Here is a 26,540-nt window from a genome sequence, read left to right on the forward strand (position 1 = left end):
ATTATAAGTGAATGCCAACGCGCTTGGATACCCAAAAAAGCAGCGCAATAAACAGGGCGTTGTTCAGCAAACTGCCCCAGGTTGAGAGCAGATCGGTTTCCATCGTTAGACAGCCGATGTATAGCATTGGTAACCAAAAGATCAGTGAAGGCATGCGTTCTGCCAGGCGCAGGACGTAATGAAAAGCGCCACCCAGCAATAATCCGTAGAACAGGGCGAAGAGCACACCGCCATACCCAAAATTCACGTAGCCCTCTCCTAACGGCGACAAATTAATACTCGTATTTTCGGTCTGTCGCAGGCTCGTAAAGCGCCGTATGTTTTCATAGCCACCCGTTTGCGGTTTATTCGCCCAGAACAGCCGGGGAATAAACGGGTAGATCAATGACAGCAATACCGCTCCCCTGGCATAGTCTTCGTGCAGCGGTACTTTGGCCATAGCGCTCCCAATCATAATGCCCTGATTAAACCGAACAAAGGAGAGAAACGCATGATCGGCGTTCAGCAGTTTTTCAGGGTGGGTAAGCCGATCCGCGAGCAGTTCAGCCATCAGCGTCGTATTTGCCGTCCGCTCCGCCCGACTGTAGCCCCAGGTGTTATACCGGTATTCGCCTTTGATCGACTGAATCAGTAACAAAAAGGCGAAAGCAGAAAGGATAACGGTTGTTTTCAACGAAGTGGTTATCCGATCCGGCATACCGGCGGCCAGGAAAAGAACCGCCAGCAGGAGCCAAAAGAATAGATCGCCGAACATGCCAGTCCATACCGTATTGACCAGCAGGACCATTGCAGCAAGACCGATCACGACAAACCGGTAGGGGCTTCGGGAATAGTAAGCATAAAACGCACTGATGCACAGGCAGTACGACGGTATCGTGCCGACCATTGCAGGTGCTGTCGGCACAATCATTTTAATAATAAACCCCAGCAAACCAATGGCTAACAAAACGATACAGGTTGCTGGCTTTGTCTGGAGATACGCGGTCCCGGCCTGCATATACACTACGTGCGTACGCCCCAAATCACGACTACTAAACCTGTTCAGACCCGCATAAAACGCCAGGAAAGCCGGTAACGCATAGCTAAAATAAACCGTTGAGTCAATCGGCATCGACGACGGAAACACCCAGTATGTCAGGGCCGGAACCAGCAAAATTTCCAGCGACGCAATGAAACTGATGCAGGGCAACAGCGCTATCGTTTTGCCAATTTTCGCTACGAATACTAGAAATACATGGGCTGATACTGCTACCGCCAAGGCCTCTAAAACGGTACTTTCCACCAGATACATGGCCAGCCCAATGAGACCAACGCTCGCTAACAGAGCTTTCATCAGACAGTTAGTTTTATTCCTGTCGAACTCACCAGCGAGTGCATTCCCAACGTATGGATTAGCTGCCCGACGCGGTGATCGAGGGTATGGTACTGCTGAAAATGAGTGTACTGTCGGTTGGCTAATTCGTGCCGTTCGTTGGCGTGCGTCAGGTAATACCGGATTTTATCAATGGCTTCGTCAATCGTTCGAAAGGTCACTGCATCGGCCGGAACGCCCGTATAATCGACAATGGTTGGTTTGTAGTCGCAGAGTTGAAACCCGCCAATGCCGTTAATTTCAAAGTACTTCTGATTAACGGACGTGACTTCGGCATAATGCAGATTATTGAAAACGATTCGGGCACCATACAGCAACCGGTTTTTCTCCGCGCCAACCAAATACTGCCCACGATAGGCCGACTGCACAGCCCGACGCAAATAGGGGCCTTCGGCACCAAACACGGCTACACGGATACCGGCGCGCAGAAGCCGGTCAGCCATACGGGCCCGATAGGCGTACAAATTGCCGTAAACCAGCACATCAATATTGGTTTGTGCTTCGGCAGCGGCCTTGTCAATAATTGGCTTTTGGTGGATGCGTGGATTAAATCCTTCGGGTAGGTAATGCGCGTTTGCGCCAAGTTTGGTCCGCAGGAAATCAACGATGTACGGTTCTTTCGAGAAATAATAATCGAAATCAGCCGCGATAATCTGCTGCTTCTCCAGATTTGAGAGGGCATCGGGATTCAGTTGAACCACGGGAACGCCAGGCAAGTATTGCTTGATGTGTTCCACAAGGATCGGATGCAGATGGCGGTAGACAATAACTACCAGATCGGGCCGAAGTGCAGCAATTTTACTGGCCAATCGGGCGTTCACCAGCCGGTCGTAAGGTTCGTTGAAGCGGGACAGCCAGTAATGTAGGCGGGCCGAAACAGGCAATACATCCGGTATATCCAACACGGTAACGTCATGCCCCAGCGTCTTGAAGGAGTCCCACAGATGGTACTCGAACGAATCGAACAACCGGCTTCCAACAAGGACTACATTCATCGCATTATCCCAATTAAAGTCGCCAGTAGTCGATTTCATCGTCTTTTCGCACGGCATATAACCCCTTCAAATCCAACAGGATAGGAGCCGTTTTCATCAGCGACTTAAAGTAGGCGATATCAAGCGTCCGATAGGCATCATGCCCAACAGCCACAATCACAGCATCATACTGTGTAGAGGGGCTATCCAGCAGGCTCATATTGTAGGTCTGGGCAACCTCATTGGGCGATGCATACGGATCAACAACGTGAACGTTGATGGCGTATTTCATCAGCTCCCGCACCAGATCAGCCACTTTGGAGTTTCGAATATCGGCGATATTCTCCTTGAACGTCAGCCCCATAACCAGCACTTTCGTTTGGGCCGGATTGGTATCGCGATGGAGCAACATCTGCACCAGTTTGGTGGCAACAAAAGCGGGCATACCGTCGTTGATCCGCCGACCGGAGTTAATTACCTGCGGATCGTAGCCAAGCTGCCGGGCTTTATAAAGCAGATAATACGGATCAATGCCGATGCAGTGGCCACCAACCAGCCCCGGTGTGAAGGGCAGAAAATTCCATTTCGTGGATGCCGCGTTAATAACCTCCTGGGTGTCGATACCGAGCTTGTCAAAAATGATGGCCAGCTCATTCATCAGCGAGATATTCAGGTCACGCTGCACATTTTCAATTACTTTGGCCGCTTCGGCCACCTTGATACTCGGTGCTGTGTATATGCCCGCGCGGATAATGCAGCCGTATACATCGGCAATGGTCTGAGCGGCCTCGGTATCACTTCCCGAAACGACCTTCAGAATATCCGTCAGCGTTCGCACTTTGTCGCCGGGGTTGATGCGCTCGGGCGAGTAACCCAGTTTGAACTCCTCTCCCAGCCTTAAACCAGACTGCTGGATTAAAACAGGCAGGCAGTCATCCTCGGTGCAGCCCGGATACACCGTCGATTCATAAACGACATAGTCGCCTGGTTTCAGCGCCCGCCCGATCAGCTCAGACGCTCGTTGCAGCGGTTTCAGGTCGGGCACTTTATAATCATCGACGGGCGTAGGCACGGCAACAACAAAGAAATGAGCTTGTTGAAGATCGTCAGGATTCGCCGTAAACGTAATGTCAGCGCCTTCAAATGCCTCGGCGGCTATTTGCCGGGACGGGTCTTCCCATCGTTGTAAACGGGTTATCCGGTCGGGGTTAGTATCGAAACCAATGACCCGAAACTGGCGGGCAAAGGCAAGCGCAAGCGGCAGGCCTACATAGCCCAGGCCGATAACGGCAATTTGTTTTTCTTTCTGTCGAAGAGCGGTCAGCAACGGGTCGGGTTCGTTAAAGGGATAAAACTTTTTCGGGCGGTGTATTGGCTACCATCGCCTGCAATTGACCGGCGACATCAGCCTTCCGGACGAGTACATACAAGGCGCCGGACACCAGCCCGACGACAGCAAAAAGCACGACGATTACCGTTCGCCTGGGCGAGATTCGTTTGAGCGGCACGCCCGGTGGTTCAAGCACTTTAAAGATTGGGGTTCGTGCCTGCACCCTGAGTTTCGACTGCTCAAACTGACGGGCCAGTTCTGTATAAACAGTCTGGGCAATACTCAGTTCAGCCTCCATCAGGTGCCGGTCCATGGTTGTGGCCAGCATCACAATGTTTTTGTGGTGATCGTTGTACTGAAAAACAGCGAGTTGCGCCTGTTTATACCGATTTTGGGCCGCATTTAACTGCTTACGGTAAAAAGTTAAATCCTGCCGGGCTTTCTCGGTGCGGTAAGTCGTTACGTAGTCTGTCAGATAGCTCATGGCCAGAGCCGCTACCGTTGCTGCCACGTTGGCATCGGGCATTGTAGCCGTAATGGTAATAATGCCCGACCGGGTATCGAACTTAGCCCTGACGCGCTCACTGATTTCTTCAGCAAACGCCTGCTGGCGAACCGATAGGCGTACCGTTTTGTCGGATGGCGATGTGCCCAGCGAGTCTGCCCGATCCCCTTTCCGCAACGACATTAACTTCCGGAATGACCATTTAGTATCGGGCAGTAGAAACTGGCCAAGTCGTTGCGACTGACCAGCCGTTGTGGTAACCGGCTGATCGATCAGGTATAAAACAAAAGGCGTGCTCTGCAATACATGAGGATATAAATCGGGCCGAACGGCGTCCAGCTCGTCAGCGTCAGAAAAATCGACCCCCGAAAAGCCCGCCATGGAAGCCAGCCGCTTAAGTACATCGCCCGACCCATTGTTCATCTCGGGCATCAGCCGTGCTTCTGATCTGAACTCGGGCGTTAGTATCAGGGCGATGGCCACGCCGATGCCAATAGCCAAACCCATTGCCAGCAGGAGCTTATACCGTTCCAGCCAGAGCGTCCGTACAACCACATCGCCGGGCAAACGCACCCAGCGATTGGTTGGTAACGTCGGGCTGGATTCGGTCGAAACGATCATGCAATAGAGTTAGAAGTAGACACCTGACAGGGCGCAGCCGCTGAAATGACCCTATGACGGCGGAACAGCGAAAAAGTCTCCTACCCGATTACGGAGGAGACTTTTGTATCCGGATTCAGCAAAAGAGCTTTGTGTCAGTTCACAAACGTTGCATCAGCCGGACAACCATTTCGTTCTTCCAGGCAACAAAATCACCGGCCGCGATGTGTTCACGGGCCTGACGCACCAGCCAAAGGTAAAACGTCAAATTATGCAGGCTGGCAATCTGACCGCCCAGCAACTCCTCCGATTTGACCAGGTGACGCAGGTACGCTTTTGAGTAAAACGTGCTGGCGTATCCGCCCAGACCCGCGTCGATAGGGCTAAAATCGCGACTCCATTTCTCGTTCTTAATGTTCATAATGCCCTCCGTCGTGAACAGCAGGCCATGTCGGGCGTTGCGCGTCGGCATCACACAGTCGAACATGTCTACGCCCAGCGCAATCGCTTCCAGAATGTTGGCGGGTGTTCCCACGCCCATCAGATACCGGGGTTTATCGGCCGGTAGAATTTCATTCACCAGTTCGATCATGGCGTACATCTCCTCGGCTGGTTCGCCTACGGCTAAGCCGCCAATGGCGTTTCCTTCGCGCTCTTTGCTCGCAATTACTTCTGCCGACTGACGGCGTAAATCAGCATAGGTACTCCCCTGCACAATCGGGAACAGGGTTTGTTTGTAGCCATACAAGCCTTCTGTCGAATCGAAGCGATCGATGCAGCGGCCGAGCCAGCGGTGGGTCATCTCCATCGACTGGCGCGCATAGCCATACTCGCAGGGATAGGGCGTACATTCATCAAAAGCCATGATAATGTCGGCCCCGATGGTTCGCTGAATATCCATCACGCCTTCGGGCGTAAACGTATGTTTAGACCCGTCGATGTGCGATTTGAACGTGACGCCTTCTTCTTTAATCTTCCGGGTATTCGACAGCGAATAGACTTGATAGCCCCCCGAATCGGTCAAAATAGGGCGACGCCAGCCATTGAAGCCATGCAGTCCTCCCGCCTGATTGAGTACCTCCAGTCCCGGCCGCATGTAGAGGTGATAGGTATTCCCCAGAATAATTTCGGCGTCGATGTCCGTTTCGAGTTCGCGCTGATGGACGGCCTTCACAGTACCTGCCGTGCCAACGGGCATAAAAATCGGTGTTTGAATGGGGCCGTGCTCCGTCGTCAGCGTTCCCGTTCGAGCCTTTGACTGTGGGTCGTTGGCAGTAATCGAAAATGTCATACGGCAAAGATACGCACCCGGCCTCGTTCAACAGTCGCCGGTATGCGTTCAGCATCAATGTTCCCAACACCTGGTTCCTGAAACCTTGACCGTGGAACAATCTTCTTTACGTATCTTTGCCCGTTCAATCAAAATCAACGCATTAGCGAGTAAACGTCTCCCCTTTGTGATTACGGCCCTGCTGATAACCTGGCTACTGTTAGTCGGCATTCAGCTTATTTACATTTTACTTGTTTATTCAAGAACAGCCTTCTACCGTCAGCCTTACCGAAGCGATCCCACTTTACTACCAGTTCCATCGGGTAAATCCACCGATCCAGTCCAAACCGGCGTCACCGTTATCGTGTGCGCCCGCAATGAGCGGGCAAACCTGATCGAGTTACTACCGCTATTGAACGACCAGCAGTATCCCGCCTTCGAGGTATTGGTGATGGACGACCGCTCAACCGATGGCACTCAGCTCTTTCTGGAAAACGACATTACAGCACTTTCGCGGGTCCGGTTCATCCGAATCGACCGGGAACACGAGCATGTAACGCCCAAGAAGTACGCCCTGACGATTGCCCTCAAAAAAGCCATTTATCCCACCGTACTGCTTACCGATGCCGACTGCCGCCCGGCCTCAACCGACTGGCTGGCGGGCATGGTAGCTTCTTTGCAGGATGATAACAAGGCTATTTCGTTGGGTTTTTCGCCTTACGACTATCAACCCGGCTTTCTGAACCTGCTGATTCGGTCCGAAACTTTACTGACGGCGGTACAGTATTTTTCGCTGGCCCTGGCGGGCCGTCCCTATATGGGTGTTGGGCGGAATCTGGCCTACCGAACCAGCCTGTTTTTTGCCAATCGGGGTTTTTATACCCACAAAAATGTGGTCGGTGGCGACGATGATCTGTTCATCAATGAGGTAGCCACCGCCCGCAACACCGCCGTTTGTCTGGACCCTGACACCTTTATGTGGTCGAAGCCCAAAGAAGCCTGGGCAGACTGGCGAACCCAGAAACGACGCCATCTTAACGTGGGCAAATACTATAAACCAGGCCACAAGTTCCGGCTGGGGCTGCTGACGGGTTCGCATGTACTAAGCTGGCTGCTGGGGCTGGTGGTCGGCATTGTGGTGCTGGTGCATGAAGTGCAGCACCGTTCCTTTACCGCCAGCGAATGGTTACTTTTGCTGATCGGCACGGGCCTGTTCATTTTCCGGAAGCTCGCTTTCTGGGGCATCGTCGGGCGCATCAGTTACCGGCTTGCGCATACCGTACATTGGGCCATTATTCCGTTTGTCGATCTGCTGCTGGCCGCGTACTACGGCCTGGCAGGCCTAAAAACACTGTTCAGGCGTCGAAAAAAACGTCTTTACTGGCGATAAAGCCGCCCGAACGGCCACATTCGGGATAAAATCCGTTAACTTACACCCGGACGTGGCCGTCCGGGCTATGGCCATGAACATCGACCTTCTTCTAAAATACTTCCCCAACCTGACGGCTGAGCAAAAAGAACGCTTTGCGGCTCTGGATGGACTATACCGCGAGTGGAATGCCCAGATCAACGTTATTTCCCGGCAGGACATAGATGCCCTTTACGAGAAGCATGTTTTGCACTCGCTGGGCATCGCCAAGATCGTGTCGTTCAAGCCCGGCACCGAAATTCTGGACGTAGGCACGGGCGGTGGTTTTCCAGGCATTCCACTAGCCATTCTGTTCCCCATGGTCGACTTTCATCTGGTCGACAGTATTGGCAAGAAAATAAAGGTCGTGCAGGAGGTATCCAATGCGCTGGGCCTTCAAAACGTGAAAGCCGAACAGATCCGTGTCGAACAGTTGAACACGACCTATGATTTTGTGGTGAGCCGGGCGGTTACCCGTCTAAAGCCCTTTTTAGGCTGGATACGCTATAAAATCCACAAGTCAGGTAACAACGACCGGCCAAACGGAGTTTTGTACCTCAAAGGGGGCGACTTGAGCGAGGAGCTGGCCGAGGTGCCGGATCGTTACCGCGTCTACGACCTCTCCGACTATTATGAGGAGCCCTTCTTTGAAACCAAAAAAGTAATTTACATACCTAAAAAATAATCGCTTAGGCGACCTTGCGGCTTTTTGTGATTTTACTGATTTTGCTTCCACAGAAAGTCGATCCGACAAATTAATAAAATCACAAATATCTCGCAGGGCCGCCTGAGCGGCTCAGACATCATGGCAGAAAAATTCCGTTCCAGCAGTTTCAAAGACCCGCTCAATCCCGATGAGGTTGAGTTCAACGACAAGGGGGTTACGTTTCGTGCGCGCAAGTTGATTGGCGGCACCGACAACTTCGTCTTCTACTCTGACATTTCGGGGGTAGAGATCGACAATGGTGTCTTCTTCTCAACAATCCGGGTGATTCCACGCGCCCGGCCCGAGATTGTGATCCGGAATTTCTCGAAAGGTGACGCCCGGCGCATCAAGGAGTTGATCCTGGAGAAAGTGCCCAGCAATCGGCCCGATGCCTTTCGCTAAAGTACCGTCTGATTATCATACGATTGAGAAATAAGTTATTTTTTTTTCGTGTGATGCTTGCGCAATATGGTTCTACGGGCTACTTTTGCACCACGATTCCCGAATAGCTCAGTCGGTTAGAGCATCTGACTGTTAATCAGAGGGTCGCTGGTTCGAGCCCAGCTTCGGGAGCATTGGTTATCAGCCACTTACATCTTAAAAACTGTAAGTGGCTTTTTGTTGTGATACACAATTTGATACACAATTCTCTTACCTATTTATTAAGCCAGCTGTTAAGTTATAAACAGCCAGAATGCTTGTGTTCCAAGTAACTTCATTATACCATACTAAAGCAGACACCAACCTACCAATCTTCTGTAGCTATTAACACATCTAAAAACCCAGTAGGTTGGCCTTTGAAGAAAAAGGTATCGGGATTAATTCTAAGAGCCTGTTTAAAAATGCTTTATGATTCGGTTGATATTGGATAAATAAACAAACGATTCATGCGAGGAGCAGCCACATTGATAATCTTTGCTTAGTCGGCGTGACCAATTCATCCAGGCAAACGTTCGCTCAACTTTCCACCGCATGGGTACTACCGCCAGCCGGCCCTGCTGAAAGTCAGCTAACTCGAACTCGCTCACTTTAACTACTTCTAAACTGAACGCAAACGATTTACTGGCCCAATAAGCTAAGTTCTTGCCGTAAGCACTATCAGCCGGTATTTTACTCAGACGCTCGTAGCCCAGCCGGGCCAGCGAAGTTAATACGCCACGGGCGGCTGGGCTATCGTGCTGATTAGCGGCATGAACTACCACCACTAATACTAAACCCAATGTATCCACAATAATATGAAGCTTGCGACCTTGTACCTTCTTATTGCCATCAAATCCTTTAGGCACTACGCCCCATTCAATATTTTTAACACTTTGGGAATCAATGACTCCTACACTGGGCGAAGTTTGACGATTTGCTTTTTGCCGTCGACGTTCCACTAGCGTTTTGTTGAGACGTTCCCATGTGCCGTCATTGCGCCACTTCCAGAAATAGTAGTAAAAGATTGGCCAAGGTGGCAGATCGTTAGGCTTTGCCGCCATTGGCATCCTGTTTTGGTAACGTAGAGTAGAGCGTTAAGGATGGCTCGCAGGGACTATTTGCGTTTACGTTTGTCGGCTAGGCTTTGGACGATACAGTAACTGGGCAGTGAATCCTCTCTTGAAATTTTTCTATCTAAGGGAATGCTTGATTTATAAGCCCATAGTGTTCTACTTCTTGCTTAAATTCAATTATTAGCTTTAACAGTTTCATTTGTGAAAACCCAATATTATAGGCCTGTGAATTAGTTTGTAATGAAGCCTATTTCTTTTTTGTGGAAGAAGGCTTGCACCAGTTTTGGATTTTCCTCCAAACGTTTTATTTGTTCAAGGACTGCGGTAGTTAACTCTTCTAAGTTAGTGAACACCTGATTTTTCAGGCTACGCTTTAGGTGACTCTATACCAACTCGACTGGATTCAGTTCGGGACTGTAAGCAGGTAAGCGCTCTAAGTGAATTCGCCCCGTTTTTTCTTTCAACAAGGTCTTGACGGCCTCACTTCGATGGATAGCTGCACCGTCCCAGATCACTAATAGGTTTCGTTTGCGATAGCGACCACAAAGTTTATTCAGAAACCAAACGATATCCTCGCTGGTAAAGGGCTGATCCTGACCCGCCACATACAGACGACCATTCGGGGCAATGGCAGCAATTAAGCTAAGATGGGTTCGACCCGCCTGCTCAATAAGTAGGGGTGTCTGACCACGCGGAGCCCAAGTATGGGCTAATAAAGGTAACAGATAGCAAGCTGACTCATCAACATATAAAATGACCCGCTGTTCATCCTGCGCTTTTTTTGAGTTCATATAAGCGATCATCCCGCCATTGTGCCACCGCCAAGGAATCTTGCTGCCGAGCTTTAGACTGTGGTTTCTGGCGCGTCCATCCCATCTTTTTGAGTAATCGTCCAACTTGGGAGGGGTCATAACTGACACCAAACAGCTTTCTGATGATCTCGTTGACACGAGGTCTTGTCCAAATTGCTCCCGCAAATCCATGATATACAGCGCCTTTATTGAGTTCATCGACGAGCTGCTGTAGTTGGTCAGTTGTTAACCGAGTCGGTGCACCAGTAGGTTTTCGCCATTGCAAGGCTGTCACGCCTTGCTCTCGGTATTTCTTTAGGGTTTGACTAACCCAACCTTGAGTTAAACCTAAGGCCTGAGCGATAGAGCCTTGCTTCCAGCCAGCCTGATCGAGTTCGACACAGCGTCGGCGAAGTAGTTCGTAATCTGATTGTTTGTATTTTGCCATACCGACAACAAGATACAATTATTACAAGCTTACTCACGCATCAATAAGTCTAGCGACTTTGGAATCTTCAAGTAAATTACTTAGAGCAAGTTTAAAAATGAGCAGGGAGGGGTTAAAAGGACGGAGTCAGCCTACCTTATAGGTTAATCCTACTACATCGGCGGCCCGGAAAAGATGTACCCTACTGATCTGACCGACTCAGCTTGGCACTGCTATAGATGGTATTAGTTGAGATCAAATGAACATTAATATCATAAGCGGATACCTCAACCACGTATCTGTAAAAATTTTCAGATACTCATCTGTAATTTCAAAATGAAATCTTGATTAATGAGACGGACATTTAAGATTATTGACTAAAGCCAGTAATAGCGCCGTATAAAAATTTAAGTAGTCTTGGAAAAATGGGCGTTAAAAGAGGCTTTGTGGTAAATTGATAAAGGATGGCAGTAATTCCAGGAGACTTGACATTATGTTGCAAAGAGGGTTTCTTTGCTATCAGGATTCCGCTTTGACTATAGATACGTAAAAAACCACGGAACTAGTAATTGTTAACTAGCCGCAATTTAGTCAACAAGAATTCCGCAAAATCGTGTCCAACAATATGTTGGGAGGCCCATCTAAGCTGTGCGTATTCGGTGGCTCCGTTCAAAAGATTACAGGCCGCAGAGATTGAGCTTTCGCTGATTCAGCAAGTCGCGGTTGACACGAGAAGTAATTTGACCGTCAGTGTTTATATTGGCTCGACGGTTCTCTTTTGAACAGCATCACGTTCTAACAACAGGTTTTGTAAATTCAGCAACTCAAAATACGCATGCCATATTTTGAGTTTTAGTTACGGCAAGCGGCGAGTTATCAGTAAACAGATTGACAGTCCTTTAATTTAAAACCAAAACTCATCACTCCAATATGATTGAACATGTTTTTTAGAAGGAAGATAGATTTGATGAACAGCTTATCAAAAATATTTAAGCGATTTAGAAATTAGTACTGAATTTTACAAAGGTATTTGTCCAGGTTGCAGTGAAATTTTTAAAATCAAGTCCCTATCTTTTGACAGAATTGATGATACTATAAAACATCTAGCAATTCATTGTCCCTGTTGCGGACACCAAGATTATTATCACCACTTTTTCAGCAATGATACACCTCCAGTACATCTTGACACAACCAGAACTTGTCGATGTGAGTTGACATATTCTATTACTGGTGTAACCGTTATTTGCCCGAATTGTGTAATTCATAACTCTCGACAAGTTCTTTTAGAACAAATTGAGAAAATAAAATCCTCAGTAAAAGCAAACGACGATTGGGACAATTTAAGTGACGCTACTCCAAAATTGGTATCTCTGATTGACGGATATGGTAGGGCGGCAATTAGAGTTCAGTATTTTGCAGGCATTATTCCGGCAAGAGTAAAATCAATTTCGTTTCTGAATCTGGCAGGAGCGAACAAGAATATTGAGAAAGAATTTCAAATAAGGATAAAGGACTTTGTTCAGCCGAACGAGTGGAGTTTATTATTTAAATATTTTCAACGACGACATGTTGTTGCTCATTCTTTGGGAGTTATCGACCAAGACTACATCAATAATACCGGAGATACCTCTATACGAGTAGGGCAAATAATCCCTCTTGATGTTAATGAAATCCTAAACGTGATAGATATATCAAAAAAGTTAGCACTTAGCCTCAATAGTCATCTTGCATCATAACAATAATAGAATTTTGGTCAGTAGTTAATAATAAACCTACCGCTAACATTGGTTTTGCAATATCATAGCTGACGAACAAGTGCTGTGCAAATAAACGTTATTCATTGTATGCTACTGAATAAGTTGGACAGTTGTTAAAGAGGCCTTTGTATTGCATATCATTTTTAAACATGCTTTTAGAAAACACCGTACTTTATCAATTAATCTTCAGGTTCAACTGGATCTATGGTAATTCCTTTCTCTAACGATTCAGGTGAGAACCCTACCTCAGTCGATTTACCATTTTTATTCACAATACAAAAAACTGTATTTATAGATACATCCACCCTTGATACGACTAATTTCATTCCAGATTTTTTTACTACTACAGGATCACCAGCTTTAAAATTCATGTGTTAGTTTATTAAAATGATACAGTAAAACAGAAATAAGTAATAAGGCAATCCAAATTTATAAAATTATGCTACTTATTGACTTATACATTAGTGTGTGATAAAAACTGTTCCCTTTTGTTAAAGAAGGCCTAAACTAGCTTAAGATTACATTTATTACACATTAACACACAGTTAAATAGGCTATGATATTTTGCCAAACATAATTAATTTCTCAACACGCTATTATTGTTTCACAACTAACTTTGTAAATTTAGAATATTCCATTAGATTTTCAATGTAAGTAAAATTGCCTCTATAAGTCAACTAATTTACGGATAATTTCACACATTATCATGAATTACTTATGTAATCTTTAATTTGTCTGTAAACCTAACCGCCAACTAGTACAGTTTTTTATGTTTTTATAATTATACCAATTATAAAAACATAAATGGTAAAATCATTATTCTTTTGAAGAACGCATTCGATAACGTCCAATATTACGAAGCCCTGTTAAAACGTTTCAATAATTTTCCCCAGTTTTTCACTAATAAATTTAGATTTTAAATCTAAATTAAAGCGATCATGATAAACTTGTATTAATTCTTCATGTATTTTTGCAAATGCTAACTCTCTTTCAGAGTAAATTTTAAAGAAATCTTTTCTATTATCTTTAACTACACTTAAATTCAAGTATTTTACGCCTAGTTTCGTTAGTATAAATCCTGGGGTAATACCACGCCACGCAATAGAAGCACTAATAGACTCTTCTAAAGTGATTCCTTCATGACCATACAGCGGAGGTAAATATAATACATCTCCGGGCTCTAAAATAACAGACAAGATAGGATCCTCTTTTGGTCTTTTTAGTTGCGAAACTATTTCTTCTTTCGAGCCTAATACTGACCTAATATAAGAAGGGCTTAAAGTCGAAGGTTCATAAACATTCCATATCCTTTTACCCTTCATCTGACAGATGAACCCATCTTCATGGCCTGCATGGAATCCGATTCCGCTATTAACATTTGACAATGTCAATACGATATCATCATAGCGCCAACTCCTTTTCACATTAAATGAATCTCTTAAATCTAAAAGCTTTTTTGAGACCTTTTCCACATTATTAAGAAGCAATGTAATCGGCTGTTTAAATTCTAATGCTGATTCATAGAAAGGTTTAATTAAACCATAATCATCTATTATTGTAGACAAAGCACTCCCAGTGTCCTCATTTTCAACTCTTTGGTAAGCTCTTACAAGAATGGGGCTAACACATAATTTGAAAAACTCTCCTTTCGTAATTGGAAAAAGCTTTTCAGGTGATAAGAGCCCCTTAAGTAATATTGGCCTTTCCTCCCAAAAATATTTAAAGAAATTATCACTTAGCATATAAAGAGCTTAGTTTAGCCTTTCGCTTGGTAGGTAATAAAATATTATTAAAAAGGTTAAATTCAGATGTCGAAAGCGAATTCTTTAATAAAGTGTTGTCTTCTTCAGTTTCAAAATAACTTAGAGTTTTATTTCCTTCTTTTGACAATCGTATCGAAGGAAAGTTTTCAAAATGATAGTATGATAAATCACCGAAATTTACAATCCAGCATTTGTTTTCATTTTCAACATTAATATATATCTCAATTAATCCTGTAGAAACTATTTCTATTAACGTTTTCAAACTTAATATTTCATCAAATTCATCTCCTCTTTCTATTTTTGATACTAAAGATTTAATTGTAAAAAACATTTTTTTATACTTCTCTAATTGATGTAAATAGAAAGATAATTCAAGCCCCTCTCCGTTAATACATTCATAAAAAAAGTTTGCAGGAAGTAATCTCAAAAAAGTATGCGATAACTTAAGAATTGTATTAATACAATTATGTGATCCATTTTTATAGTTCGAGGTATAAAATATAGCGTTATTACAAATTGAATCTAAATTATCTACGTCTATTTGACAATTTTGATAATAAGAAATCATTAATTTATAAATTATATTTACGCGCTTATCTTTAAAAGGAGGTACTACTGATTTATATCCAAATATTTCTTGAGTAGCAAGTCCATATTTAGTTGAATCTGGGGTACCTGGATAGATTTTTAATGCATTGAACCAATGATCACTAGGATAGTAATCAATGAGATCTGTTGTAGACAAAAACTCCCAATTTTCCTTTAAATTCTCAATTTCAGTTTCAGGATCATACATTACAAAATCAAGATCAATGGCAATATTATATTTTCTTAATTCTGAAACTGCTTGAATATTTTGTTGTACGTTGGTTTTTTTATTAAATCTTTTTAATACAGTATCACTTCCACTCTCTAAGCCTATTTCTAATGAAATACAATTTAGATCTGAAATTTTTTCGATCACATCAATATTTTTACAAATAGTATCTGCCGTTGCTGTTCCAGACCATGTAATATCAGGGTTCCAATTGTGCAACGCTATAGAAAAATCTAGTGCTCTTTTATAATGCGCAAAAAAATTGGGATCTAGAAAAGCTATATGTCCAAAAGGTAAGCGATTATAAACTTCTTTTATTTCTAACATCATATTCTCTACTGTCCTAAATGTATAATTAGGAGCCATAACAACTATAGAGCAAAAAGAACATCGTTTCGGACATCCTCGGCTACTACTAAAAAATTCAATCCTCGAATTGTTATTTTTTATAGTATTTTTAATAACCACTCTAGACGGTTCAATTTTGTAGTCTCTTACAGGAAATGGTAATGAGTCTAGCGGTGGAAATTTTGTTTGATTTATACTGTTTCTAATTACTCTATCTCCGTTTTTATCGTCTTCTCGATAAACAAGGTTTGAGACATTGCAAAACTTAGGATTAATACTCGTAATTTCATTACATAATTCTACTATTGCAATTTCTCCCTCATTTTGAATCACGAAGTCAATTTCAGAATGTTCGTTTAACACTTCGTAGCTTAACGGAGATACATGTGGACCGCCAAATAATGTAATACAGCTTCCGTCATTTTTTTTTAAATCCCTTGCCAAGCTTACAGCCGATGGAAAAGATTTAGTATAGGACGTGAAACCAAATAAATTATAGCCTTTTTGATACTTCAATAATATTTCAGATGCCTCGTTAATTGACATGTCTGCCAAGTCAAATAGGTCAGCTGTATAACCATTTTTCCTTAAAGAAGCAGCAAGATATGCTAGTCCAAGTGGAGGAGTGCCATTTTCATCTTTTAAGCCAGTATTGTTTATATTCGGAGGATTCACTAAAGCAACTGATAATGAAGTACGAGTCATATTTGATCCATTTATTCATCTTGCTGTTTAGCTTGATTAAGGTGATCCTGTATTAAATTTGCATTTCCGCTCTCATCGATTGAATGTTGTAATTCTTTTATCGCTTTTCCCATAAATGAGTTTTCATCATGCTCTTCGTTTAATGCGCTATCAATATCGGCTTGAAATGCAGCGGCTCTATCTCGAAAAGTACCACCAACGGCGAAAGCTTCCCATACGCTCACTAAAGGTGAGTTCATCTTTCTTAGTTTTTCAATATCTATTTTTTCACTTTTTTTCTTAGCCATTTGTTTGATTTGTTAAGTGTTATTGAAATTTAAATCTATAATAAATACGTTCAAAGTAACTAAATACTTATTTATCAAACGGTTGATTTTATTGATGCGTAAATAAATTAATAATTATAACTGGCTGTTTTATGGCAAAAAACAAACAAGCAGACTACGAAGTGCTTTGTCGACACAGTGTCAGTAGGGCTAGAAACAAAGTCCTGACCTACGAGCATTGAAGTAGTTGAATTTATAAAAATAGGTTTCAATCTAAATCGGCATCAGTTAGATGGATTATTTTATAATGTCCAAACCAACTAGCACACCCCACCACCATTGACCGTGATAATTCCATTTTTCACAGTTCGATCCGATAATAATATCTTGACCAGCCGCAATGCCGAAATTGATATTGTTGTAACCAACAACTATATGCGCTCCAACTGGAAACGTTAAATTTTTTGTCGCATTCGCATCATCCACTCGTTGCTGCGTAGATTTGGCATTAATATCCGCGGTACTTAAACCAACCAAAACGCCGCCCGCCAACGACTTAGAAATTGTACTAAAACCTAGAGCGTTTTTCGTTCCAGTAAACTTATTCCATGAATGTTTTAAGCCACCAGCGAGTGCACCACTCAATCCGCTCTCAAATTGGGCCTGCACATTCCCGACTTTGCCCCTATGCTTGAAGGCTGTAGCCATCGCTTGTACATATGGTCTTAGTTGTCTGTAGCGTAATGTTCTGTTTTTAAATCCGAAATAAACTCTCTCATCGGATGTGTTAAAAAAGAAATTAGGAGGAATAGTGGCACCTTTCGTTTCTGAAAAAGAACCGCTTAAGTCAGGAGTCTTTATTTTCTTTTCCTTTAAAAATTCGATTTTTGCTGAGTTTGACTGCGTAGCCGTTGGATTATCATCCTGTATTCCTTCAATATCGTTTTTATCGATCACTGTTAGGAACAAACCTTCAAGATCTTCTTTAATCTGAACTTTCACTACATCAATGGTGCGATAAGCACCAAGTCCGCCATCTCCTCCAAACTGATGCTTTGTCCAAGCAAGTAAAGTGTCATTCTTTAGAAGCCTTGCTTGCTTAAACTCCGTTTTAAAGCTTTTACAGGACGAGAAGAAAAGGTTCCAACAAAAAATGTGAGTATAAATAAACAAAGGAGGCGCATATTGATTAGTGGTTAGAAAATGTGTCCTTCGCCGGTTTCGAAATTATTACCTCCTAATTCTCCTCCAGCATTAAGGGCTATAATATGCTCAGTAGCTTCATGCCCTACTCCTCCAGTACTAGAGAAACCGTTGTTGGAAGGATCGTAAGTTGGAGAACGGCCATTGAGGATAGCAATAACAGCAGCGAGTGATCCCCCTGAAATGCTTAAGTTGGGGAAATTACCATTGGCAGTTATTATGTCAATAAAGCCTCCAGCAGGTGAAATTTTAACACGAAATCGGAGTACAGGTATAGCGGCCATAAGTTAGTTTTTAGTGTTCAGTTGCTTGTTACGGCTCCGCAAAATTCAGAAGCATCTGAGGCCGAAGATATGAATAAGCCCGATTACGAAAAACGTGAAAAACACCCGATTTTTACGTAGTATCCCTATGATAAATTGGCCTATCGTCACAGATCGCCCTTTCAGTGTTAGAAAACCACTCTTATTCAGGTATTTACAAATTTTCATTATACTAAGGCGAGAAAAAGCACGAGAATTTGCAAATTAACTCCATCAGCCGATCAGTGCCCCGCTCGCTGGTCGGGGCTTTGGCATATCGCTCTGGCTTCGCTGGCTCGACCCACTCGGTGGTGGCCTGTACGCCATTTCGTTCTGGCGAAGCATAAGGAATGAGCGGTACAAAAATACATACGACTCTAACCGGATAGAAAATGCCCTGTATTAGGGCAATTGAAAAGGCGGCGAACTGCTAAACACCTAAAGTAATTAGTCTTAAGGTTAAACCTTATTAATCAAACTTTAAGTGAGAGTAATCTAAAAATGGATTTTTCCTATTGTAAAATAGATAGTAAAAACAGTTCTTGCTATTTCAACCATTGGTATAATAAAGAGAGTTAGATTAGTGAATTGAGCATTGTTACTTTACCCTGTCTATCTGGCCTACTTGCAGCATCCCTAATTTCTATACGAAAGCAGTCCCTTTTTACATAGATTGGCTAAAGATTTAATGATTGAAATTATAAAATGCCAAATAATTGATAACAAACTATAGAAAAGATGAAATCTTGGCTCAGCATATTAACTGTTCTGTTAATTGTTCAAGTAGTGCTCAGTAGATGTTCAGGAGTACCTCAGGAGACTGATAATGTAGTATCAGAATACATTCGCAATGACAGCAAAAATGCTGGAATAATTGTATTCGTGCACGGAGTAACTGGTAATAGCAGAGATACTTGGACTAACCAGGTAACAGGCGCTTATTGGCCAAAACTTATCGCCGAGGATAGTACGTTCAAGAACTTCAATATCTATGTCTATAATTACCCATCACCTGTCTTAGGGAAAAGTTACAATATAGACGAGATTGCGGAAAATATGAGGCTTGTATTAAACAACGATAAAATATTTAATCATAAGCAAGTTGCCTTTCTGTCTCATAGTATGGGCGGCTTAGTGACCCGCAGTTTTTTGCTAAAGAACCGTGATTTTATTCCTAAAGTATTAATGGCCTACTTTTTTGCGACTCCTACAACAGGTAGTGAAGTAGCGGGAATAGCAAATCTTCTTAGCAATAATCCGCAATTTGGGAAAATGCTTTCCATGGATTCAGATAGTTATTTAGCCGATAAACAACGTGACTGGCAGGCTGCCGGAATCTCTTTTCCTTGCTATTGCGCCTATGAAATTCAAAATACTTATGGGCAGAAGATTGTTCAACAACAAAGTGCCACAAATTTATGTAATAAACGATTTGACCCAATTGATGCCAATCATATTGATATAGTCAAACCAGCTAATACAAGCAGTACAGCTTACATAGCCTTTAAAAGTGCATTTGAAGAAGTATTTATGCAAAAAAGCCAAGTTTTAAATGACTGGAAGCGATATATGGACGTTCAAATTTCAGACGAGACGTGTCCTAAATACTTTATCCCTCCCGCCGGTATCAAATTAGTCGAGGGGTCTGCGCAGATTCAAGAGCGTTTGTATAATCACCCTTCCGATTACTCCAATTGGCCAGCTGTTGCTGATATACATAGTATATATAACCATTTCATAACTATAGAGAGCACAGTAAGAGGAGCAGAAAATAGCTGGATAAAATTAGGCAATAAATTCACTGTAACGTTTAGTGTTGATACAACTACTGCACCGAAAGATATAGATGTGGTGCTCATGGGGGAATGTGGGGACGGCCGAGACCCGCGCTATTCAAAAACAATTATTGCACTTGATCCAGCGAATGCTGAGAAGAAAATTTCGGTCCCATTTGATGCCCATAAATTCTACACGCTCCAGCCCGGCGAATTTGAACAGTTTATTATGAATTTTTCTTGCAAAGTACCTGGAGTATACTCAGTTCGATATGATTTACCCTTTAGTATTTCGGGTAAAGTTGGAAAAATCTTTTATAATACAAATGATGATGAATTAAAGATTATTTGCCCTAAATCGTATACTCTTTGGGACACGGGTTTCTTCAATGAGAGGAATAATCTGACTCGAATAGAAACGTATCGTTGGGACGGCCAAAATTATGAGGGTAAAGTGCATCCTGATGTTAGCTCATCAATTGAATTTGAAGAAATGGAAAAAGAATTTTAAACATAAAGTGAAATGTTTGTTATTAAGCTCTCTGTGTGGACGCGTTCCCGCGTTAGCAGTCCCGTCTGCTATCTTCTGCCGGTAGAGTTGGGCTCAGCTGCAAATCGTGTATCTACTGTGAATAACCAAATCCGTCATCACTTGGTTTACATCTTCTCCGCTGAAGAGGATGCTTAAGACGGTGGTTTCTCTCAGTTGTTCGCTATATTGAAAAACGGCTCAATAGGTCGCGAATGTGGTCTTCAATAGTCGTCGATTTTTAGAAATTCTGAAAACCTAATTCAGTATAAGACAGTCTAAAATAAATGATTGAATCGAATTAGTAATGAAAAAGGCGGTTTTATGTTAACTGCCCCAGTTCTAAATATTTGCAGGTTAATCCAATATTATTCCATATTTATCACCATGAGTTTCACCGGAAAAGAGGTCGTCATTTTTGACAGTAATGCATATAGGTATTTGGTTGCAGTGAAGTCTCAAAAGCAAATCCGTAGAACTATGGGCAGGGTTCTTGACCGGGAAAAAGAAAATAATATTGTTGCTATGATGAGCCCAGTAGTATTGCGAGAACTAATGGCCCATCTAAGCTCCAGAAAAGACCCTACTTTTAAGAAGTGTCTAAATGCTATTAGAGCATTGTATCTACATTGTGGTGATAAGGATAATTTTAGGATGATAGCTGATTCTGAGTTATTAATCAGCAAGGCCTTGTTCGATACAGTTCTACCACGAGCAGAAAACGAGCAAAAGCATCTAGGCCAGATTGCTTTCCAACTTATTACGCGAGATTCTGAGCGAGTATTAAAGCGTTTTCAATCAACAATCATTCAAAATCGTCAATATGTTGATCAGCAGGAAAAAAAATTTTCTACTAAAGTAAAGTCTTTTTATACTCATGTTGATCCAACAGCTAAAAGTTGGAAGCTATTTGCTGCTGATGATGTTAGTCGAAGGAGTTTTAGAACTTATATTGATTCTCAAGCATTTAGTCTTGGCGTCGCGCAACAGTATTATAATGAAATTTACAATCAACTTATTAGCGCCAAGATGCTATCCCCAATTGCGCTACAACCAGACGTAGATCGGCTAGATTTTTTCTTAAAGAATTTTGAAGCTCCGATAAAGCTTTGGAAAGATGTATTTAAAAGAATGATAGATGGCGAGTTTGACCCTTATATCTCTAAGAATGCCAATTTTATATGGGATATCCTAATTATGTTTGCTGTCGGTGGGCATTCAATCGGTGGTGGGAGAGTGATAATAGTCTCGACTGACAAGGCTATGAATAAAGTGGCCCTTGAAGTTCGTAGCCGATATAACATGTACACTTACAATGAATACATGGAGTATCTTGGATTACCATCGGAGAAAACGGCTTCTAAGGCAGAATAAATTATCGTGTTATCAATCTATTGAGCTATAAACTGCTTCTGGCTTAATCATTAGGCTTTTTCCGTAAAGTATAAAGCAAGGTACTGTCGGATAAACTTAAGCAGAATTAGTTCAAAACATAAGGAGTCAGATCACTGACTTTAAGGCAAACGAGGGGAAACATCTACCTCAGTGGAATAACATTAAAGCCAAAGACATTATTTCAATATTGAATAATACATAATTACACTCTTTGAAGTATATAATACCACAAAAATTAGCTCGATAGCAGAATTGTCAGGTATAAACAAAGGTTTACTTCGCCAATATGAGTCTGGAGTTAGTAGCGCTTCTGTGCAGCGAGCAAAAAAGTCCAAACTGGTCACCGCTAATTAGGCGAACGATTGACCCTACTAACAGTCGCACAAACGATCACCCATCTTACCATTTATGAGGTTCTGTATTGGTTCAGCTAACCCAGGATTTAAATAGCTTAAGCCCGTAAAGAATCTATGATCTGGAGGAGGGGCTGAATTGAAAACGCCTGACTTAACATAAAATACTTTTTTCTCCTTGGCCCATATCCAACCCAAACCCGCGTGTTTACAGCAATAACTTCTCCATTTATATTCATTGTTACCCCCCCAGAAAAACCAGGTACACAATATCCACAATACTCAATATAATCGACAAGGGGCCCATGCCCTATTCTGGTTTTAGCAATACTTGAAATTGTACTTTCATAAATATGGCGCCCCTGAGGTCGTACTTCTGGATTTCCATCATTGTCTCTATTTAACTCCTGGTCTTCTTGCTTTTTCTTGTCAAATCCATAATAATAGATCTTTTGATAAACAGCTACATTAAACTCGGGAGCAATTGAAAAAAAGGCGTCGGTTACCTTTTCATGGCTTTCCAAAAGTGCCAAATCGTACTCTTCTAAAATTCTAATTACTGTAAGTACGTATGATTTAACGTTTTTACCTTCGTCATCAGAAGCGGTAAGATATGTAATCGTTCCGTCAATCGACTCAAGATTATGTGCGCTCGTAACGATCAATCGACTATTATGTACTACAAATCCACTTCCACAAAAATCATTTCCGATTAGGATGCTGCCTATGCAAGATCGATCACTAGTCAATTTATTATTGAAATGATAAAATATCTGTTGGTCCATTTTAATAGGAAGGTTGATATCCATCTATAGGCTTAAGGTTAATAGAGTAATCCAGCGGGAAAGTACATATTTCATCGTTTCAACAGACCTAAATCGTTACTAATCTAATTATCTGGTAGTGGCTTAAGTGCGTTGATCGGCAAAGAAAAATTGATCGATAAACAGACCGATCCATGTCGTGAACCACGATTGACCGCTCTAGCGGCCTAGTTTGAATAGCAAATGGTTCGACGAGTTAATCGTTTCAAGCGCGTTCTAAGGATTAAATGCTTACGTTCAAGACCTTGTAATAATGCTTTTCGTATTAAGCGCAAGCATTGATCTTAGCAATCAAAACAGGCCCGCTCCGATTTCTATGCTATGGTCTATGCAAGGGAAATTTAATAAAATTTGTCATATTTTTCACCCCGTTTAACGACTGCATACACTCGGTGGATTAGTTTATTGCTGACCGCGTTGAGTATCGCTCAGGCGGCCGGTGCCATCTTTTTCTAGAGCAGGAGGATTTATAACTGTGCCGGACCTGCTTCTGCATAGTGTAGCTCACGAACGTATCTTGTTCATCCAGCGGTTCAGCCAGTTGATTATATACCAAGATCACACGTTGACGAGCCGCACTCAAAAAGGCTCATTATTATATGATCGGGCGGGGAGGTTGCCCCAAACGGGTTTTATCCCGAAAATGATAGGGATACTCGGCGATTCGCTGAGCGTCTACTTTATCGATTTTACCTCGCGGCAAGCCGCTAGCCTGTTTGACTTGCAGCGATAACTCTAACTAAAGATGACTCTAACTTAATCGGCAGATGAAGTTTGTCTAGATATTCCAGCAGATGGGCATTACAGGTACCCGTATGTTCCGTACAGAACACGGCTTTAGTTGGTTGCCTATTCGCTAGCGCTTTCAAATTTCGTAGGCCTATTTTGGCTCCAGCCATCGAATTGGGTGTTTGAAAATACAATTGGTTGCCTTGTTCCGAGTAAACGGCCCACTCTAGCGTTGCTTTGACGATGTCAATGTTGACTAGTGCCGGGTAGCCGGGGCTGTACAAGTCCGTAAAACAATTTAGCTTTGGTCTATTAGTCAACCGACTTGCCATTGCTCGAATCCGTCTTTCTATCCCAGCCTTTGCGAATCTAGCCAATTTGATACAATAAAGTCATACCAATGATCGATCTGTTGTGCCTATGCTCGATTGTCGATTACTAGGCTATGAAGCATTCTTCTTAGAAGTTGATGGCTTTAAGCTTATATAGGTGAATAAAATCTAAATTTAGGGTTTCTTGACTTCACCGACGTTATCCATTGATTAGATTATTATAAGTTTCCATTGCTAAATACGTTGATTTTTTTCTTGATTTACGATGTATTCAATTGACTTCCCTTTTGTGTTATAGCCCACTAATAGCATGCAGTTACCCGAAAGTGATGATCTAGATGTGGCCGCCTTATCAGCGGTATTTTCCGATACAACAAACTCCTACAAATTCTACTGGTTTTTAGCCATTCTGGATAACCTACGGGAAAATGGCAGTTCCCGTATGGCTTTGCAAGACTTGTCGTTACGCATGTTGACTAGTGTTTGGTACCCACTTGATTACTTCAAACTCTCCTTTGGGAGACGAGACAGCTTTAAGCCCATAGCGGGCTATGTTTCCCAGCATATAATTGTCGACAATAGCCCTTCAGCACCAGGATTATTGGTGCAACTGAATGGGCTGTCATTGACGCAACAAGTGAAATTGCAACGTCTACTTAAAAAGTTAATGAATTGGGTACCCTACCGTTTTATCAGGCCTATGTTTGCCATAGAATCCCGGGGCTTGCATGACCCTAAGGTAAATGCGTTAGTAAAAGAACTGGCGAACGCTTCCGGGCGGTCGCCTTACCAGTTCGACGGGGATAGTATTCTCCTTCATCCAGCTTGGATGCATTACTTTCAGCGTCATCAAACAATTCTACGAGGGTTTACGAGTTGGCACTTGGTGCGATTTTTACAAAAGAACAATCCAAATATCACTGGATTAACCGAGAAATTGGAAAAGCCTGGGGTTCGAGATTTATCGGTGGCTAGTCGCTTTTGGAAATCCTTCCTAGCCGAGCAAGCCGACTTTAACTGCATTTATTCCGGCTTACGATTAACCGTGGACAACCTCAGCCTAGACCATTTTTTACCTTGGTCATTTGTGGCTCATGACCAATTATGGAATATCATTCCTACCTCTAAGCCAGTTAACTCAGCCAAAAGTAACTTGTTACCTTCCATGGAGTTATACTTCGAACAATATGCTCAATTACAATATGCGGCATTCCAGTTTCACGCGAACAAAGGGCAAACCAAATTACTAGAGGATTATCACCTCTTGTTTGCACGGGATCTATCATCTATTCGACAACAGCCCTTTACTTGGTTTCGAGATCAACTGCATGGCCAGATACTGCCACGCCTACAGACAGCTCAAAACTTGGGGTTTATATACCCGTTTGCATACAGCGTTCACATCTAATGGGATCAAGCCAACCACATGGAGACTTCCCGGTATGTCGCAATGAGTTGAGCCGTTGCCGCCCGTATTTCTGCTTCCGTAGTAAACCGTCCTAAGCCAAAGCGAATGGTGCTAAAGGCTTGTTCGCGAGTAAGGCCAATCGTTAGTAACACCCGGGAAGGTTCTATACTGCCGGATTCACAGGCAGAACCAGTACTAGCGACTATATCTGGCAAATTAGCTAATAGCACTTCCGCTTCTAAACCGCCGAATGTGAGACTACTGTTATTGGGAAGTCGCTCTGTCAGTGCTCCATTTACAGTCACTTCCGGTAAGGCTGTTAGGAGGTTGTGCTCAAATGAATCGCGCAAAGCACCAATCCTTTGACTTTCTTGCGCAAGTAGGTGTGATGCTACCTCACAGGCTTTACCAAATCCAATAAGCAGCGGTACCGGCAGTGTACCAGGCCGTAAACTACCAATAGCACCCCCGTACATTAGTGGTACCAGTGGCAATTGCTTCTCCCCTCCCCTGATCCATACAGCACCAACGCCCTTAGGTCCATACAGCTTATGGGCACTTAATGAAAGTAGATCAAATCTCCATGAATCAACCTGAAGGTTAATCTTACCTACTGCCTGGCAGGCATCACAATGAAACAAAGCTCCGTTCGCATGTGCCAAGTCAGCCAGTGCAGCAACAGGTTGAATCGTCCCGATTTCGGAATTTGCCGCTTGTACTGAAACAAGTAATGTATCTAGTGTAATCAGCCTCTTAGCTTCAATCAAATCTACGCGCCCCGTCCTATCTACTGGTAAATACACCAGTTCCCAGCCTTGCTGGGCCAGGTATTGCAGGGGGGCTACTATCGATTTATGCTCAGTCGCCGTTGTGACCAATCGCCTACGAGTTCCGCCTAAATTTTTGTGTTGTTGAGTTGCCCCCAGCAATGCGATGTTATTACTTTCGGTTGCCCCTGAAGTAAATACAATTTCACCTGGGTCGGCCCCTAGTAAGGCAGCAACCTGTTCCTTAGCTTGGCTAACGGCAGCAGCCGCTGCTTGGCCAAATTCGTGAGGACTGGATGAGTTTCCATAACTACCTGAGAAAAAAGGCATCATCGCGTCGACCACCAAGGGATCGCAAGCCGTGGTGGCATGATTGTCAAGATAAATCATC

24 protein-coding genes and 1 tRNA gene are annotated in these 26,540 nt (G+C 43.1%); 8 read left to right on the forward strand and 17 right to left on the reverse strand.

Going from position 1 to position 26,540, the window contains the following annotated elements; genetic code table 11:
• Position 1 precedes the first annotated feature (1 nt).
• From SD10_RS20575 to tgt, 5 genes are all read right to left on the reverse strand, one after another.
• Entirely contained in the window at positions 2–1,333 is a 1,332-nt protein-coding gene (locus SD10_RS20575) for a hypothetical protein (RefSeq protein ID WP_046576382.1), read from the reverse strand.
• Positions 1,333–2,406 carry a CgeB family protein gene (locus tag SD10_RS20580; RefSeq protein ID WP_227699031.1) on the reverse strand — a complete coding sequence of 358 codons (1,074 nt, stop codon included), beginning with the start codon at positions 2,404–2,406 and terminating at the stop codon, positions 1,333–1,335. The genes SD10_RS20575 and SD10_RS20580 overlap by 1 nt, the downstream gene beginning before the upstream one ends.
• On the reverse strand, positions 2,381–3,673 hold the full coding sequence (locus SD10_RS20585) for a nucleotide sugar dehydrogenase (protein ID WP_046576387.1): 1,293 nt from the start codon (positions 3,671–3,673) through the stop codon (positions 2,381–2,383). Before SD10_RS20585 ends, SD10_RS20580 begins: the two co-directional genes overlap by 26 nt.
• 13 nt (positions 3,674–3,686) lie before the next feature.
• Positions 3,687–4,802: a GNVR domain-containing protein gene (locus tag SD10_RS20590; RefSeq protein WP_046576389.1), complete on the reverse strand. Its 1,116-nt coding sequence runs from the start codon at positions 4,800–4,802 to the stop codon at positions 3,687–3,689.
• A gap of 139 nt (positions 4,803–4,941) precedes the next feature.
• A complete protein-coding gene (tgt, locus tag SD10_RS20595; RefSeq protein WP_046576390.1) occupies positions 4,942–6,072 on the reverse strand; it encodes a tRNA guanosine(34) transglycosylase Tgt in 1,131 nt (376 codons plus the stop codon).
• Positions 6,073–6,238: 166 nt separating this feature from the next.
• Between tgt and SD10_RS20600 the strand changes: the two genes are divergently transcribed.
• The 4 genes from SD10_RS20600 to SD10_RS20615 all read left to right on the forward strand — a co-directional run bounded on the left by SD10_RS20600 (position 6,239) and on the right by SD10_RS20615 (position 8,738).
• The gene (locus SD10_RS20600) at positions 6,239–7,441 is read left to right on the forward strand and encodes a glycosyltransferase (protein ID WP_046576391.1); all 1,203 of its coding nucleotides are present in this window, start codon (positions 6,239–6,241) and stop codon (positions 7,439–7,441) included.
• A 73-nt stretch (positions 7,442–7,514) separates the two neighbouring features.
• On the forward strand, positions 7,515–8,144 hold the full coding sequence (gene rsmG / locus SD10_RS20605) for a 16S rRNA (guanine(527)-N(7))-methyltransferase RsmG (RefSeq protein WP_179945469.1): 630 nt from the start codon (positions 7,515–7,517) through the stop codon (positions 8,142–8,144).
• Positions 8,145–8,264: 120 nt separating this feature from the next.
• Positions 8,265–8,567 carry a hypothetical protein gene (locus SD10_RS20610; protein ID WP_046576393.1) on the forward strand — a complete coding sequence of 101 codons (303 nt, stop codon included), beginning with the start codon at positions 8,265–8,267 and terminating at the stop codon, positions 8,565–8,567.
• Between the two features lie 97 nt (positions 8,568–8,664).
• A tRNA-Asn gene (locus SD10_RS20615) sits at positions 8,665–8,738 on the forward strand.
• 263 nt (positions 8,739–9,001) lie between these two features.
• Here the strand turns inward: SD10_RS20615 and SD10_RS20620 are convergent.
• From SD10_RS20620 to SD10_RS30135, 3 genes are all read right to left on the reverse strand, one after another.
• Positions 9,002–9,652, reverse strand: a complete 651-nt coding sequence (locus SD10_RS20620; protein ID WP_082111643.1) for an IS5 family transposase — start codon at positions 9,650–9,652, stop codon at positions 9,002–9,004.
• Positions 9,653–10,041: 389 nt separating this feature from the next.
• Positions 10,042–10,449 (reverse strand): IS630 family transposase, encoded by a 408-nt coding sequence (locus SD10_RS30130; RefSeq protein ID WP_046579881.1) that lies wholly within the window; start codon positions 10,447–10,449, stop codon positions 10,042–10,044.
• Entirely contained in the window at positions 10,424–10,897 is a 474-nt protein-coding gene (locus SD10_RS30135) for a helix-turn-helix domain-containing protein (RefSeq protein ID WP_046576394.1), read from the reverse strand. Before SD10_RS30135 ends, SD10_RS30130 begins: the two co-directional genes overlap by 26 nt.
• A 1,190-nt stretch (positions 10,898–12,087) precedes the next feature.
• Here SD10_RS30135 and SD10_RS20635 point away from each other — a divergent pair.
• The gene (locus tag SD10_RS20635; protein ID WP_046576396.1) at positions 12,088–12,612 is read left to right on the forward strand and encodes a hypothetical protein; all 525 of its coding nucleotides are present in this window, start codon (positions 12,088–12,090) and stop codon (positions 12,610–12,612) included.
• A gap of 200 nt (positions 12,613–12,812) precedes the next feature.
• Here SD10_RS20635 and SD10_RS29495 read toward each other — a convergent pair whose 3' ends face one another.
• The 6 genes from SD10_RS29495 to SD10_RS20660 form a co-directional block, all read right to left on the reverse strand.
• Positions 12,813–13,004, reverse strand: a complete 192-nt coding sequence (locus SD10_RS29495; protein WP_148562477.1) for a hypothetical protein — start codon at positions 13,002–13,004, stop codon at positions 12,813–12,815.
• Positions 13,005–13,499: 495 nt separating this feature from the next.
• A complete protein-coding gene (locus tag SD10_RS20640) occupies positions 13,500–14,375 on the reverse strand; it encodes a JmjC domain-containing protein (RefSeq protein WP_046576397.1) in 876 nt (291 codons plus the stop codon).
• On the reverse strand, positions 14,365–16,266 hold the full coding sequence (locus SD10_RS20645; protein ID WP_046576399.1) for a B12-binding domain-containing radical SAM protein: 1,902 nt from the start codon (positions 16,264–16,266) through the stop codon (positions 14,365–14,367). The genes SD10_RS20640 and SD10_RS20645 overlap by 11 nt, the downstream gene beginning before the upstream one ends.
• 11 nt (positions 16,267–16,277) lie before the next feature.
• Entirely contained in the window at positions 16,278–16,553 is a 276-nt protein-coding gene (locus SD10_RS20650) for a hypothetical protein (RefSeq protein WP_046576400.1), read from the reverse strand.
• 276 nt (positions 16,554–16,829) lie between these two features.
• A complete protein-coding gene (locus SD10_RS20655) occupies positions 16,830–17,705 on the reverse strand; it encodes a hypothetical protein (protein ID WP_046576402.1) in 876 nt (291 codons plus the stop codon).
• A 23-nt stretch (positions 17,706–17,728) separates the two neighbouring features.
• A complete protein-coding gene (locus tag SD10_RS20660; RefSeq protein ID WP_046576403.1) occupies positions 17,729–18,019 on the reverse strand; it encodes a hypothetical protein in 291 nt (96 codons plus the stop codon).
• Positions 18,020–18,775: 756 nt separating this feature from the next.
• Between SD10_RS20660 and SD10_RS20665 the strand changes: the two genes are divergently transcribed.
• Both SD10_RS20665 and SD10_RS20670 read left to right on the forward strand, forming a co-directional pair.
• On the forward strand, positions 18,776–20,323 hold the full coding sequence (locus SD10_RS20665; RefSeq protein ID WP_046576406.1) for an esterase/lipase family protein: 1,548 nt from the start codon (positions 18,776–18,778) through the stop codon (positions 20,321–20,323).
• Positions 20,324–20,728: 405 nt separating this feature from the next.
• Positions 20,729–21,715 carry a hypothetical protein gene (locus SD10_RS20670; RefSeq protein WP_148562478.1) on the forward strand — a complete coding sequence of 329 codons (987 nt, stop codon included), beginning with the start codon at positions 20,729–20,731 and terminating at the stop codon, positions 21,713–21,715.
• 472 nt (positions 21,716–22,187) lie between these two features.
• On the opposite strand, the gene SD10_RS20675 is transcribed toward SD10_RS20670, so the two are convergent.
• Both SD10_RS20675 and SD10_RS30510 read right to left on the reverse strand, forming a co-directional pair.
• The gene (locus SD10_RS20675; protein WP_046576409.1) at positions 22,188–22,898 is read right to left on the reverse strand and encodes a S1 family peptidase; all 711 of its coding nucleotides are present in this window, start codon (positions 22,896–22,898) and stop codon (positions 22,188–22,190) included.
• A 182-nt stretch (positions 22,899–23,080) separates the two neighbouring features.
• Entirely contained in the window at positions 23,081–23,188 is a 108-nt protein-coding gene (locus tag SD10_RS30510; protein WP_082111644.1) for an IS1 family transposase, read from the reverse strand.
• Between the two features lie 1,096 nt (positions 23,189–24,284).
• Between SD10_RS30510 and SD10_RS20685 the strand changes: the two genes are divergently transcribed.
• Complete coding sequence (locus SD10_RS20685) at positions 24,285–25,382, forward strand: HNH endonuclease domain-containing protein (RefSeq protein WP_046576411.1); 1,098 nt, start codon at positions 24,285–24,287, stop codon at positions 25,380–25,382.
• A 5-nt stretch (positions 25,383–25,387) separates the two neighbouring features.
• Here SD10_RS20685 and SD10_RS20690 read toward each other — a convergent pair whose 3' ends face one another.
• A complete protein-coding gene (locus tag SD10_RS20690) occupies positions 25,388–26,539 on the reverse strand; it encodes a cysteine desulfurase family protein (protein ID WP_046576413.1) in 1,152 nt (383 codons plus the stop codon).
• Position 26,540: the final 1 nt, after the last annotated feature.

It is taken from the genome of Spirosoma radiotolerans (assembly GCF_000974425.1).
Classification (GTDB): Bacteria; Bacteroidota; Bacteroidia; order Cytophagales; family Spirosomataceae; genus Spirosoma; species Spirosoma radiotolerans.

Bases quoted from the DNA above. Each gene is read 5' to 3' on its own strand.
- SD10_RS20650 (WP_046576400.1), bottom strand. From the start codon at position 16,553: ATGGCTAAGAAAAAAAGTGAAAAAATAGATATTGAAAAACTAAGAAAG.
- SD10_RS20690 (WP_046576413.1), bottom strand. From the start codon at position 26,539: ATGATTTATCTTGACAATCATGCCACCACGGCTTGCGATCCCTTGGTG.
- SD10_RS20610 (WP_046576393.1), top strand. From the start codon at position 8,265: ATGGCAGAAAAATTCCGTTCCAGCAGTTTCAAAGACCCGCTCAATCCC.
- SD10_RS20640 (WP_046576397.1), bottom strand. From the start codon at position 14,375: ATGCTAAGTGATAATTTCTTTAAATATTTTTGGGAGGAAAGGCCAATA.
- SD10_RS29495 (WP_148562477.1), bottom strand. From the start codon at position 13,004: ATGAATTTTAAAGCTGGTGATCCTGTAGTAGTAAAAAAATCTGGAATG.
- SD10_RS20645 (WP_046576399.1), bottom strand. From the start codon at position 16,266: ATGACTCGTACTTCATTATCAGTTGCTTTAGTGAATCCTCCGAATATA.
- SD10_RS20590 (WP_046576389.1), bottom strand. From the start codon at position 4,802: ATGATCGTTTCGACCGAATCCAGCCCGACGTTACCAACCAATCGCTGG.
- SD10_RS20670 (WP_148562478.1), top strand. From the start codon at position 20,729: ATGAGTTTCACCGGAAAAGAGGTCGTCATTTTTGACAGTAATGCATAT.
- rsmG (WP_179945469.1), top strand. From the start codon at position 7,515: ATGAACATCGACCTTCTTCTAAAATACTTCCCCAACCTGACGGCTGAG.
- SD10_RS20665 (WP_046576406.1), top strand. From the start codon at position 18,776: ATGAAATCTTGGCTCAGCATATTAACTGTTCTGTTAATTGTTCAAGTA.
- SD10_RS30130 (WP_046579881.1), bottom strand. From the start codon at position 10,449: ATGAACTCAAAAAAAGCGCAGGATGAACAGCGGGTCATTTTATATGTT.
- SD10_RS20675 (WP_046576409.1), bottom strand. From the start codon at position 22,898: ATGGATATCAACCTTCCTATTAAAATGGACCAACAGATATTTTATCAT.
- SD10_RS30135 (WP_046576394.1), bottom strand. From the start codon at position 10,897: ATGGCAAAATACAAACAATCAGATTACGAACTACTTCGCCGACGCTGT.
- SD10_RS20620 (WP_082111643.1), bottom strand. From the start codon at position 9,652: ATGCCAATGGCGGCAAAGCCTAACGATCTGCCACCTTGGCCAATCTTT.
- SD10_RS20685 (WP_046576411.1), top strand. From the start codon at position 24,285: ATGCAGTTACCCGAAAGTGATGATCTAGATGTGGCCGCCTTATCAGCG.
- tgt (WP_046576390.1), bottom strand. From the start codon at position 6,072: ATGACATTTTCGATTACTGCCAACGACCCACAGTCAAAGGCTCGAACG.
- SD10_RS20575 (WP_046576382.1), bottom strand. From the start codon at position 1,333: ATGAAAGCTCTGTTAGCGAGCGTTGGTCTCATTGGGCTGGCCATGTAT.
- SD10_RS20660 (WP_046576403.1), bottom strand. From the start codon at position 18,019: ATGGCCGCTATACCTGTACTCCGATTTCGTGTTAAAATTTCACCTGCT.
- SD10_RS20580 (WP_227699031.1), bottom strand. From the start codon at position 2,406: ATGAAATCGACTACTGGCGACTTTAATTGGGATAATGCGATGAATGTA.